This is a genomic window from Exiguobacterium sp. 9-2 (assembly GCF_036287235.1).
Classification (GTDB): domain Bacteria; phylum Bacillota; class Bacilli; order Exiguobacteriales; family Exiguobacteriaceae; genus Exiguobacterium_A.
In genome coordinates this window covers 2887285-2899709 of record NZ_CP142850.1, presented here as the reverse complement: position 1 = coordinate 2899709, position 12425 = coordinate 2887285, and the positions used below count along the sequence as shown (strand labels likewise).

The following is a 12425-nucleotide window of genomic DNA, read 5'->3' as shown; positions in this document are numbered from 1 at the left end:
GATCGAATGGAAGGACGAGAATTTGAAGAATGGCTTGCCGATTTATTTGAAACAGCAGGATATCGGGTCGAGTTGACACCTGCCTCACGCGACTTCGGAGCAGATTTGTTGATAGAGGATGAACGAGGGTATAAGATTGCCATCCAGGCGAAGCGATACAGTGCGGCTGTAGGGCTCGAAGCGGTTCAACAGGTCGCTGCCTCGGTTCCATTCTACGAAATGGACGAGGGATGGGTCGTTACGAATTCGACCTTTACAGAAGCCGCGTATCAACTGGCAGAACCGAATCAAGTTCGCCTCATCGATCGGGAAGAATTGCTCGCATTTGCAAAGGAGATGAACCTGCATTGAACTTGTCGAATGATTGTCGACAAAAGGGGGTTGTCAATTTGAAGAAACGGTGCAATAATCATTTTCGTTAACGAAATATCATACAGATAAAGAAAGTTAAACTATACAGGATGTCTAAATAAACTGGGGACGAAAAACCAGCACGTTTTAGCAGTGAGAGGAGAATTTCTGTTGCGCAAAGTTGTCTATGTGCAGGGTTGCGTTTTTTCGCAAGGTCATGCCGCGATTTATGATGAAGCGCACCAAATGATCGGTGCGGTTCAACACGACGAAAACGGTCGTGTTCAAGTAATGAATGGTGAAGGTAGAGGGGTAGCGTTTGGTAAGTTCATTCCGACATGTAAGAAATGGGTCGTGATGAACCATGATGGACAAGAGGTAGGTCAAATGCGCGAGAAGTTTTCGCTCTTCTCGAAGAAATGTGAGTACAACGTATATGAGCGTGGTACGTTCACGATTTCCTTCGACCTGACAAAAGGAAAATTCTCCGTACGGAGTGCAGCCGGAGAAGTCGTTGCGGAATTATTGCAGGACGGTGATGAATACCGTCTTGTCAAGGATGCTGACAAGCTCTCGATGTACGAACTACTCTCTGTCCTGAAAAGTCTGACGAACAACGTCCACTATAAATCACTGACAGCTGTTTAAATAAAAAAAGATGCCTTCCATGACATGGATGGCATCTTTTTTTCATCATGTCGTTTGCAGGACATGATGGAGGCGTTGTTTGGCTTCGTGTGTCAAATGCGACACACGACGGGCGTAGAGGCAGAGTTGTAAGACATGAACAGTTTCAGGGCGGTAGGCGTTAATCCGCTCGAGCGAGCGTTTGAGACGCTTCTCCGTTAATTCGATCGGTCCACTTGTCTCCGCGTGCTGCGTATAGACGAGATAAAAATTAAGAGGGCTGATTAAATCATCCTCATCGATATTTGGGTTCTGGAAGACAATCGTCAGCAGTTCCCGTGTTTCTTCTAACGAGAAGAGGTGTTTTAAATCATCCAACAGGTAGATGATGGCGGCTTGATTGATCGAGTATTTTTTCCCACGGTGCGGTACGCCGATGATGTCCCGAACTTCACGTTTCGTCCAGTTCTGGATCGTCGTCGCTGACATGTGTTCTCCGATTAGAGCATTTGCCAAATGAACGATTTCATTGATCGATAAACCATTTTTTAATGGATCGAATTGTTTCAGGCGATTGATGACCTTTGGCAATTCCGTTCCTTCTATTGCGACGAGGGGTTCGATTCCTTTCCCCTCGTTCAGGCGTTGCAGACAACTTGATAATGTTTGGACTGCTTGAGCATCATACATTTCCAAAACTTCCTCTCTAGGACGTCATTTGACCTTATGTTATCAAATGAAGGTTCAATAGGGCAAATGGCAACTAAAACAACGTACAATAATAGGAAAGGGGGAATCACGATGGAATGGTTTGCTGCCATTGGCACGATTGGAATCGTTGGCTTCATTCTCGTCATTCTTGAATTCGTTGGACGCCGTTTCGGTTTTTCTCCCGAGACGGTTCGGAAATGGATTCATGTCGCTGTCGGTCACTGGGTATTTCTTGCGCTGCTATGGCTTGATCACTGGTACATCGCGATCGTACCATTACTTTTCTTTGCTCTCGTCAATCTGTTGACATTACGAAAAGGAATCGGACAGATGCATGGCGTCGACCGTCCTTCTTATGGAACGGTCTATTATCCGCTCGCATTGGCAGGACTCGTCCTATTCTTCTTCGAACGACAACCGATGGCACTCGTTGCGGGAAGCATGGTGCTCGCTTGGGGAGATGGTCTCGCGGCACTCGTCGGAAAACGCTTCGGGAAGACGTTTTACGTCCGCGGTGAGACGAAACGTTCCTTTGAAGGAAGTATCGCTTTGTTTTTAGCGTCATTCCTTGTTTTGACTGTAACGTTCTTATTTTATGGACAACCGATTTGGCTCGCTGTCAGTTACGGCTTCTTGCTTGCAAACATCGCAGCCTTAATCGAAGCAATCTCATATCGCGATCTCGACAACTTAATCTTGCCATGGACGATCGCGGCACTCGTTGCGTTTGCTTTTTGACTTTCAGTCGCGTAACAACAATTGTTTGAAATAGAGAAAACGTAGTCGAATATAGTCTGGGTACGCACGCCATCCTGCATGACGGATGGTCATATCTCGACACATATCACGGAAAACATAGCGATAGATTTTTTCTTCGGAATCGTCATAAACAGCTGCGTACAAGCCGTGCTCGAGCATATTGGAAATGCGTTCGTCGAGTTTAGCGTAGAGTGTATCGTCGCTGTCTTCACGCAATGTAGCATGTAGCATCTCGTATTGAATACCTTGATTAGCAGAAGCAGTCGCATGAAAGACAGCTGTTTTATCGAGATGAGATACCCCGATGATTAACGCATAGAGTGTTTCCAACATATCGATCGAATGACCGTCTAGTTGTTGGATGGAATCAATAGCCATCAGCGTATCGATTCCAGATGCGCCAACTTTCTTTAAATATGTAAACGCATGGACGGCTGATTCTCCATAAAATTGTCGATGATTGTAATGGACGGCAAGAGAACGATGTCCTGCCGGTTCTTCCGGGAACCGTGTGATGGCTGAAAGGAAAAACTGTTCTGCTTCGTGCATATATCCTTCCTCTTCACTGATGATACCGAGAAGAATGTATCCTTGCACATGCTCGCCGATTTGCTGGTGCGTCTCTTCAATAAGTCGACGCGCTTGAGTGAGTTCGTTCTTAAAATAAAGGGAATGGGCTGTAGCAATGTTGAGCAATGGATGGGATGGAACAAGAACACGTAAGCGCTCGGTTGCGGCAATACGTACGTTCTCTTCTGTATCAGATGTCAGTGCTTCGAGTAACGCAACTTCAGCGACATGGCTCTGAAGTTCATGAGAATGAGCGGTTACGGTTTGTGTCATGTAATGAAATCACCTCTATTAATTCAAAATCATATATTTTCATTTTCATCATATGACAAGCCGAGTGGTGCCTCAAGAAATAATAAAGAGATTCGTCCGCAATTTCTTCTTTTCATAAAAAATAGCCGATCATTCCTAGAAAAGGAAGCATCGGCTATTTTTACTTTCGAAATTATGCGTGTAAGTGAAGTACATCTTCAACGGATTTGTACGTGTATCCGAGATCGCGTGCGACCGCTTCATACGTGACGAAGCCTTGCGCGACATTCAATCCTTTTTCAAGAGCATTGTTTTCAGCAAGCGCACGATGTGTGCCTTTATTCGCGAGTTCAAGGACATACGGAAGCGTTGCGTTCGTCAATGCCAGGGTAGACGTACGTGGAACGGCACCCGGCATGTTCGCGACCGCGTAATGAACGACACCGAATTTTTCGTACGTTGGATCATCATGCGTCGAGATGCGGTCAACCGTCTCAAAGATTCCACCCTGGTCGATGGCAACGTCAACGATGACAGCACCTGGCTTCATCCGTTTGACCATGTCGGCAGTGACGAGCTTCGGTGCTTTTGCACCTGGAATCAAGACAGCACCGATGACGAGATCACTTTCAGCGACCGCTTCAGCAATCGTGTACGGGTTTGAGATCAATGTATTGATCGAGTTACCAAAGATATCATCTAACTGGCGAAGGCGTTCTGGACTAACATCAATGATCGTAACATCTGCACCAAGACCGACAGCGAGTTTCGCAGCATTTGTTCCGACGACACCGCCACCGATGACTGTTACTTTTCCACGACGAACCCCAGGGACACCTGCAAGCAGGATGCCCATACCACCGTGTGGTTTTTCCAAGAACTGTGCACCGATTTGTGATGCCATACGACCGGCGACTTCACTCATTGGTGTTAACAATGGAAGTGTACGGTTCTTCTCTACTGTCTCATAAGCGATTGCTGTGATGTTCGAATCAACGAGTGCACGTGTCAGTTCTGGCTCAGCAGCTAGATGGAGATACGTGAATAATGTCAGGTCCGGACGGAAATATTGGTACTCTGAAGCGATTGGCTCTTTGACTTTTAAAGCCAGTTCGGCTGTTGCCCAGACTTCAGCAGCAGTCGCGATGATTTCAGCACCAGCTTTGACGTACTCCTCGTTCGTGAAGCCACTCCCCATGCCTGCCATCGATTCAATGATGACACGATGTCCTTGTGCATGTAACGCTGCTACCCCGGCAGGTGTTAATGCAACACGGTTTTCGTTGTTTTTAATTTCTTTTAATACTCCAATGATCATGTGAACGCGATCCCCTTTCGCAAATAAACAAATCAATTTCTCTTCTTCTTCAGTATACGAGAAATGAAAGCGCTCTACTTTATCGGCGTTTTCAAAAATAACCGATATCCTTTGTGTAAAATCACAAAGGATATCGGTCTGCTTTTAGGTACAAATAAAGTAAGGAACGTTCGGGTAGTGATTCCATCCGGATACCAGCTTCCTCCTCGATCCGTCGCATCCGATATAGGATCGTATTCGGATGAACATGGAGATGGGAAGCGACTTGCTTGACGTTCCCATCATAATGAAGAAACCATTCTAGCGTCTCACATAAAGAGGAGGCATGTTTCACATCGTAAGCACGCAATCGCTCGATTTCTTCGAGACGAACCGTTCGTCGTCGCAAACGTTCTGAAAAAATTGGCAAGAGCTGAAACAAGCCGAGACGTTCGTAACGCGTCACGTTCTTCAGTTCGAATGGAAAGGCATCTTTCAAACGTAAGACGATACCCGCCTCTTCGTAACGCTCCGGAAGCGCTTGGACGCCCGTGAAGACTTCACTACTTGCCGCAACGAAATCCGTATAATCAAACCGCTCCGCGAGCAATTGACGGAAGGACTGAATGAAGGCGTCAAACTGTAGACGCTCTTGTTCTGCGTCGCGGTCGTTTGTGCTGATCCACAAGATAAAATCTGTTTCATCATATGCGTAAAGTAATGGACGAACTGTCTGTTGGATCGTCAATAAATAGCGCAGACGATCCGCAAGTCGTGGTGTGATTGCTTCAGAAAAACGGATGACCGTCAAACGACTAATGCCAGGGGGTGCGACATGGAGCTTAGAAAACATCTTCAGGATCTCCGACTCGGATAGTTCTTCATGTAATAACTCAAAGAAGAATTGTTCCGTCTGCTCTTCCTTCCGTTTTTTCTGCATGTCGATCGCTAGTAATTGACGTTGAGCAAGCAGAGCTCCTTTCTTTAAATCTGCTAGTTCTGATGGAGTGAACGGGGTACTGCGAGCAATCGACCAAATGTAGCCGAGAATTTCTGAATCTTGTTTGATGGCAATGGCGACGCGGTCATTCAGTCCAACATCCGTGCGTGCAGAAATGATGAGCGGATCGTCTTGAGTAGCGAGACTCTGGATGACTTCGTCTTTCCAGAGTTGGTCAATGACCGATTCCGGTACCCGGCGACCGATGATCGTTGCGACACGAGCAGGGTCCGTGTCAGCAGTATGCGTACTATAGGCAAGGAGACGGTGATTACGATCTTCAATCGTAATCGGCGCATTTAAGGCGATACCGATCGCTTCCGCTAAATCGTCTAACGAATGGTATGAAGCTTCTAACATGGAGGAATCCCTTCTTTCTCTCTCGTTCAGTATCTTTAGTATAGCTTCTGTTGTGTAAAATCACAAAAATTATTCTTTCGTATTGTATGAAAACACAACTCCATGCTACGGTAAGCCTCGGAAAAAAGAGAGAGGATGAAATGGCATGGATGTGTTACGTCTGATATCTGCTTGGGTCTGGGGAATTCCAAGCATGGTGTTGTTAGTAGGAACGGGAGTGTACTTTACGATTCGTTTACGTGGTCTTCAGTTTCGTCGCTTGAAACAAGCGTTTCAATTGTCTGTTCAAAAATCAGGACAGGGTGAAGGGGAAATTAGTAGCTTTCAGATGTTAATGACGTCTCTTGCAGCGACGATCGGGAACGGAAACATCGCGGGAATCGCGGTCGCCTTGACGATGGGCGGACCGGGTGCAGTCTTTTGGATGTGGATCATCGGTTTGATCGGAATGGCGACGAAATATGCGGAAAGTCTTCTTGCGATTCTTTTTAGAAGTCGAAATGAACGCGGCGAAGCTGTCAGTGGACCGATGTATTATATCGAAAAGGGACTAGGTGCAAAATTTAAATTCCTCGCCATCTTGTTTGCGGCATTTGGTTTGATTGCATCATTTGGTGTCGGGAACACCGTGCAAGCGAATGCGATGGCAACGGTGCTTGAGCAATCGTTTCATGTACCGCTTCTACTCTTCGGCATTCTGCTCGCGCTGGCAGTCTATGTATCGATTCGTGGTGGACTTGAACGCGTCAGTGCGATCTCGACGATCTTTGTTCCGATCATGAGCTTACTTTATATCGGTGCCGCTTGTGTCCTTTTAATATTGAAGGCGGATCAGATTCTACCAGCCTTTGGTTTAATCTTTGAGTACGCCCTCCAGCCGCTTGCGCCTGCAGGAGCCTTCACCGGTGTATCGATCATGATGGCGATGCAAGTCGGTGTAGCACGTGGTATTTTCACGAACGAAGCAGGACTTGGGACAGCAGCATTGATTGCCGGATCTGCGAAAAGTGAGCGTCCGGTCGAACAAGGATTGATTTCGATGACGAGTACCTTCATCGTGACCTTGATCGTTTGTACGATGACGGCACTCGTCCTTCTGACGACAGGCTTTTGGGATCCGTCAGGCGGACTACATTCAGGTATGACGCATGATGCGAATCTTTCCGGGGCAGCACTGACAGCAACCGCCTTTGCGAGCGTCCTTGGATCATTTGGAGAATGGACTGTCGCATTCTCCGTCTTCTTCTTCGGTTATTCGACGATCATCGGTTGGTATGTCTATGGAGAGAAGTGCTTGGAGTACTTGAGCGGTACGACACGTTTCAACGAAGGATACCGTGTATTCTTTGCACTCGCAGCCTGTTATGGTGCCGTCGCGCAATTAGAACCGTTGTGGCTCGTCGCAGATATCGCAAATGGATTGATGATGATTCCGAACTTGATCGGGATGCTGTTCTTGTCGCACTTGGTCATTGAACAAACGAGGAATTACGAACGGACGGGTCATAAACGAGTCGCTTAAACGAACAAAAGCCGTGATGCCTTTAAACAGGCACCACGGCTTTTATGATGAGACGATTCATCCATTCGTCCGACGACGACTGTAGATGAGGAGTGTCAGTAAGAAAATCAAACTCAGCGCAACGAGGACAGAGAGTGAAGCGACGTTCCAGCCGATGACCTCGAGTAAAACACTGATCGCAACCGTCAAATAGAAGATACCGAGGTACTTTTTGACGAATGGGCTTTCGAAGTGCGTCAATTGCTTCGCGCCAATCGGTGCTCCGAGCAAGGCACCGACGATCAGCATGATTCCGACCAGGATATCGATGTTCGTACTTGCGACCGTGTAATTGACAAGTCCCGATAGGACAATCAGCAACGCGGAAGCAATACTCGTTCCGACCGCACGTTTCAACTCATAGCCAACGATCCCGACGAGTAACGGGGTGATGATGAAGCCACCGCTGACACCAAGTAATGAAGAAATGAATCCGGCGAACAAACCAGTGAAGGCAAGAGCGAGATATCGATTTTTCCACCCCGTCTGTTCACCCGTCGTTGATTTCGGACGTAAAAATTTATTCGCGAAGTAGAGTAAGAGACCGATATAAACGATTGAGATGACGAGATGAGCACCATTGACTGCCTCTAGACGAAGAACGAGTGGTGTCGCGATCGTCGAACCGATAATTCCGACGCCACCGACGACGAGACTATCGCGCCAGACGACATTTTTAAGACGTAAGTGAGAGATCGTTCCTGAAACGGTAGATCCAAGTGTCAGCATAAGACTCGTCGCGATCGCGACACTTGGAGCATATCCTAAAATGAGTAACAGAGGCGTCAAGATGATACCGCCACCGATTCCGAAAAATCCGGAAATGATTCCAATGAAAAATCCGAGGATTAAGAAATAATAAAAAGCGAGATCCATGTACAGTCTTCCTTTCCTTTTCTTCTCTATTATTCACTTAGTATGGCAATGAATGAGAAGAATGTAAAAGGGGACGGCTCCTTCAAGGGGGTTGAAGGAGCCGTTAAGGGGAACTTATTCTTTTGACGCGGCGACTTCCGTTGCTGCATCGATACCGGTATTGGCCTTGACTAAGATACGTTCGAAGTTACCGGCAACCTCGTTCGATTTCGTCAACAATGTCCCGACGATAGCTCCGAGGAAACCAAGCGGGATGGAGACGATTCCTGGATTCGTCAGCGGGAAGAGGGCTTCCCCGACGAACAAGGCTGAACCGTCGACTGCCCAAAGGTTTGGACTGAGTGCGACGAGAATCAGTGAAGAGAATAACCCGACGACCATACCTGTGACAGCTCCGCCAGTATTGAAACGGCGCCAGAAGATCGTCAAGAGAATGACTGGCAAGTTGGCACTTGCCGCGACAGCGAAGGCAAGCGATACGAGGAACGCGACGTTCATCGATTGTGCGAACAATGCCAGTACCATCGAAATCAAGGCGACAGCGATGGAAGCAAGTCGTGCTGCCGTCATCTGTTCTTTTTCCGTTGCTTGCCCTTTGCGTAGAATATGACTATAAAAATCATGAGCAAAGGCAGACGCAGCGGATAAGACGAGTCCTGCAACAACAGCGAGGATTGTCGCAAAAGCGACCGCAGCGACGAAGGCAAAGAGTAAATCGCCACCAAGTGCTTTAGCGAGAAGTGGCGCAGCCATGTTACCAGCAGCATTAGCAGCGATGATATCTTCAGAACCAACGAAAGCAGCAGCACCAAAGCCGAGGAAAATCGTCAAGATATAAAAGACACCAATGATCCATGTCGCGTACACGACGGATTTACGAGCTGTCGGAGCATCCTTAACAGTAAAGAAACGAATTAAGATATGTGGTAATCCAGCTGTTCCAAGAACGAGCGCGAGATTGAGCGAAATCGTATCGAGTGGTAACTTAAATTTGTTTCCAGGATTCAAGAATGAATTCCCGAGCGGCGTGGCTTGTTTCACTTCTGAAAACATCTTGAAGATCGAGAAATCGAACTTCGCGAAGACCATGAACGAGATGACGGCTGTTCCTGCCATCAAGAGAATCGCTTTGATGATTTGAACCCACGAAGTCGCAGTCATACCACCGAAAACGACGTAGACCGTCATTAAGATACCGACGATGATGACACTCGTCGTATAAGGAATTCCTAACAACAATTCAATCAAGGCACCTGCACCGACGAGTTGCGCGATCATGTAAAAAATCGAGATCGCGATCGAGTTCATGGCAGCGACTCCACGAACTTTTGAGGCGTTAAAACGAGCGGCAATCATATCAGCCATCGTGTATTTTCCGAGGTTCCGAAGTGGTTCGGCAACGAGGTACAAGACAACAAGATAAGCAACGAGGAAGCCGATCGAGTAAAAGAATCCGTCGAATCCGGCTAAAGCGATCATCCCGGCAATTCCGAGGAACGAGGCGGCGGACATATAGTCGCCGGCAATCGCCATCCCGTTTTGTGCACCAGTGAGTCCGCCGTCCGCTGTATAAAAGTCGTTAGCTGTTTTTGTTTTACGGGCAGCAAAGTATGTAATGACGAGCGTCAAACCGACGATCGCTGCGAATAAGGCAACGGCAGTATAATTCATTTCGACTCCTCCTTGATCTGTTCGACGAGTCGATCAAAGGCACGTGCTTTTTTGCTATACATCATGCAGAACGTCCACGTCATGATGAACTGGGCAAATGCGAATACCCAAGCTCCTGTAATATCACCGAATACTGGCTCATTCAAAATCGTGAAGTAACTTGTCAAAATCGGAAGCGCAAAATAAAAAATAAGGCAAAAACTAATAGCTGGAAGAATGAAGCCGTTCTTTTGGCGCATCAATTGTTGAAAGGTAGCACTCTCGACGATGGCTGGAGCAGATTGAGTCGCTTCATTTTTTTGAACTTCGGACACTTGATGCATGAGGACGCCTCCTTTAAGGAATGAATGTAAATTCATTATAAGGATGTCGTTTCTGGAAAAGCTATCCTAATTTTTAAGAAGAAAAGATCATTATTATATTAATATTGGTCATACCAATTTAATGTAAGCGTTTTCAATATTGAACATTGTTTGAACGTTATTTTTATATATTAATCACTTTATAAAATGATTCAAAAGACCTAGTCCCTAGAAAAATGAGAACAGCTTAAAAAGCCTGTCTATGGAATCATAGACAGGCTTGAGTCATTTTTCAGATGGACGTTCGATCTTATCTTCGATTTCTCGTAAATGATCCGCACGTTTTGAAAGGGCACGACGCTTCAACCATTCTTCCGTCCCGCGACTAACTCCCCAGATGGCGAGTAAAATCAAAAATAGAAGGACAAGACGCATCGGACGTTCGAGGAACGTGGACCATTCCTTTCCGATTAGCGAGAAGATGATGACGACGATCAGACGCCCGGCACCAGCAGCGATCAAATACGTCCGCAGCGATAGTTGAATCATGGCAGAAATGGACGTGATGATGAACGCAGGCATGAATGGAAGCGAAAAAAAGAATCCGAGTGAGATGGGACTCATGTGACGAACACGTTCAATCCACTGTTGCGCGGCATGGTGTTTTTCAAGCCAACGCGTGACCGGACGACGAAATAGATATCGAATACAAGCGAAGACGACGAGTGATCCAAGCATGCTCCCGACCCATGATACGAGAACACCCATACCAAAACCATAAGTTGCCGCATTCGCGGAAATGATCAGGACGAGTGGTAGGAAAGGAAATAGAGACTCAAGAAACGGGGCAATCAAACCGGTGGCAGCTCCTCCAGGTAAGTCTTGGAGAAAGAAAATCATCTGCTCGATCCAGTCACGAAGTGTATGGAGCATTCGGAATCCTCCTTGCGAGATGTACTACTGTGTTTTATTTTACCTCTTTCTGATTCAGAAAGGGAATGAAATTCCTTGAAAGGGATTCAGGAATTGTAGATTGTACATTCGAAAGGTAGTTGGTATTATACTTAAATGGGTGCGTTTTGCAGGCGTTCCCAGCTAGTCAATAGCTAGACGCTTCGTTTGCCAACGTTCGTTTTACTGCAAAAAACTGACATGGGGGCTAATGAGGAATATGAAACCTTATCGCGTACTATTATTTTATAAGTATGTTCCAATTGAAAATGCGGAACAGCTAACGAAAGAGCATCTTGCTTACTGTAAAGAGCTCGGTATCAAAGGTCGGATTTTGATTGCACCAGAAGGAATCAACGGCACACTCTCTGGAACGGTCGAACAAACGGAACAATACATGAAGGACTTGACGGCGGATCCACGATTCGCTGACATCGAATTCAAAATTGATGAAGTTGAAGAGCATGCCTTCAAAAAGACGTTCGTCCGTTACAAAAAAGAACTCGTCACATGGCGTTTTGAGGACGAATTCAACGTACCAGAAGAACACGCTGCGTATCTTGAACCAGCAGAGTGGAAAGAAATGATGAAACAAGATGACGTCGTCATTCTCGATGTACGCAACAACTACGAATACGACCTCGGACACTTCAAGAATGCCGTAAAAGTCGATGTCGATGCTTCACGGGAATTCCCTGAATGGCTAGACGAGAACGAGCATTTGTTTGAAGGGAAAAAGGTTCTCACATACTGTACGGGTGGCGTTCGTTGTGAGAAATTCACGGCGTACTTCCGTAAACGGCAACAGAGTGATGATATCTTCCACCTGAAAGGCGGAGTCGTCATGTATGGAAAAGATGAACAGACACAAGGAGAAGACTGGGAAGGTGAACTATACGTCTTTGATGAGCGTGTACAAGTTCCTGTCAATGCCGTCAATCCGTCTGTCGTCTCAGAATGTTACTACTGCGGAAAACCGGAGACGCGCTATGTTAATTGTGCAAACCCGGAATGTAATCGACAGCACTTCTGCTGTGAAGAATGCGAACCAAAAGTCATGCGTTCGTGTTCCGATGAATGCCGGGAGCATCCGCGCAACCGTTATGAAAAAGAGCAACAAGAAGAATTAGTATAAGG

General features: G+C 46.5%; 13 protein-coding genes. 5 read left to right on the top strand and 8 right to left on the bottom strand.

Annotation, left to right across the window (positions count from 1 at the left end; all coding sequences use genetic code 11):
- Positions 1 to 6: 6 nt before the first annotated feature.
- Both VJ374_RS15160 and VJ374_RS15155 read left to right on the top strand, forming a co-directional pair.
- Positions 7 to 351, top strand: coding sequence for a restriction endonuclease (locus VJ374_RS15160; RefSeq protein ID WP_231496919.1), 345 nt, complete (start codon positions 7 to 9; stop codon positions 349 to 351).
- A 171-nt stretch (positions 352 to 522) separates the two neighbouring features.
- Positions 523 to 999 carry an LURP-one-related family protein gene (locus VJ374_RS15155; protein WP_023469691.1) on the top strand — a complete coding sequence of 159 codons (477 nt, stop codon included), beginning with the start codon at positions 523 to 525 and terminating at the stop codon, positions 997 to 999.
- Between the two features lie 45 nt (positions 1000 to 1044).
- Here VJ374_RS15155 and VJ374_RS15150 read toward each other — a convergent pair whose 3' ends face one another.
- Positions 1045 to 1668 carry a DUF1836 domain-containing protein gene (locus tag VJ374_RS15150; protein WP_035412080.1) on the bottom strand — a complete coding sequence of 208 codons (624 nt, stop codon included), beginning with the start codon at positions 1666 to 1668 and terminating at the stop codon, positions 1045 to 1047.
- Between the two features lie 111 nt (positions 1669 to 1779).
- Between VJ374_RS15150 and VJ374_RS15145 the strand changes: the two genes are divergently transcribed.
- Positions 1780 to 2427 carry a diacylglycerol/polyprenol kinase family protein gene (locus VJ374_RS15145; RefSeq protein WP_035412085.1) on the top strand — a complete coding sequence of 216 codons (648 nt, stop codon included), beginning with the start codon at positions 1780 to 1782 and terminating at the stop codon, positions 2425 to 2427.
- A 3-nt stretch (positions 2428 to 2430) separates the two neighbouring features.
- Here the strand turns inward: VJ374_RS15145 and VJ374_RS15140 are convergent, their stop codons facing one another.
- From VJ374_RS15140 to VJ374_RS15130, 3 genes are all read right to left on the bottom strand, one after another.
- Complete coding sequence (locus VJ374_RS15140; protein WP_329469483.1) at positions 2431 to 3291, bottom strand: tetratricopeptide repeat protein; 861 nt, start codon at positions 3289 to 3291, stop codon at positions 2431 to 2433.
- A gap of 172 nt (positions 3292 to 3463) precedes the next feature.
- A complete protein-coding gene (gene ald, locus VJ374_RS15135) occupies positions 3464 to 4588 on the bottom strand; it encodes an alanine dehydrogenase (protein WP_329469482.1) in 1125 nt (374 codons plus the stop codon).
- A gap of 121 nt (positions 4589 to 4709) precedes the next feature.
- Positions 4710 to 5927 carry a PucR family transcriptional regulator gene (locus VJ374_RS15130; RefSeq protein WP_290753489.1) on the bottom strand — a complete coding sequence of 406 codons (1218 nt, stop codon included), beginning with the start codon at positions 5925 to 5927 and terminating at the stop codon, positions 4710 to 4712.
- Between the two features lie 145 nt (positions 5928 to 6072).
- Between VJ374_RS15130 and VJ374_RS15125 the strand changes: the two genes are divergently transcribed.
- Positions 6073 to 7449: an alanine/glycine:cation symporter family protein gene (locus VJ374_RS15125; RefSeq protein WP_290788337.1), complete on the top strand. Its 1377-nt coding sequence runs from the start codon at positions 6073 to 6075 to the stop codon at positions 7447 to 7449.
- Between the two features lie 57 nt (positions 7450 to 7506).
- On the opposite strand, the gene VJ374_RS15120 is transcribed toward VJ374_RS15125, so the two are convergent.
- From VJ374_RS15120 to VJ374_RS15105, 4 genes are all read right to left on the bottom strand, one after another.
- A complete protein-coding gene (locus VJ374_RS15120) occupies positions 7507 to 8364 on the bottom strand; it encodes a sulfite exporter TauE/SafE family protein (RefSeq protein WP_035412101.1) in 858 nt (285 codons plus the stop codon).
- A gap of 114 nt (positions 8365 to 8478) precedes the next feature.
- Positions 8479 to 10035, bottom strand: a complete 1557-nt coding sequence (locus tag VJ374_RS15115; RefSeq protein WP_329469477.1) for a solute symporter family protein — start codon at positions 10033 to 10035, stop codon at positions 8479 to 8481.
- Complete coding sequence (locus tag VJ374_RS15110) at positions 10032 to 10358, bottom strand: DUF485 domain-containing protein (protein WP_056059859.1); 327 nt, start codon at positions 10356 to 10358, stop codon at positions 10032 to 10034. Before VJ374_RS15110 ends, VJ374_RS15115 begins: the two co-directional genes overlap by 4 nt.
- A gap of 264 nt (positions 10359 to 10622) precedes the next feature.
- Positions 10623 to 11270, bottom strand: a complete 648-nt coding sequence (locus tag VJ374_RS15105; protein WP_023469681.1) for a TVP38/TMEM64 family protein — start codon at positions 11268 to 11270, stop codon at positions 10623 to 10625.
- 238 nt (positions 11271 to 11508) lie between these two features.
- On the opposite strand from VJ374_RS15105, the gene trhO reads away from it, so the two are divergent.
- Complete coding sequence (gene trhO / locus VJ374_RS15100; RefSeq protein ID WP_023469680.1) at positions 11509 to 12423, top strand: oxygen-dependent tRNA uridine(34) hydroxylase TrhO; 915 nt, start codon at positions 11509 to 11511, stop codon at positions 12421 to 12423.
- Positions 12424 to 12425: the final 2 nt, after the last annotated feature.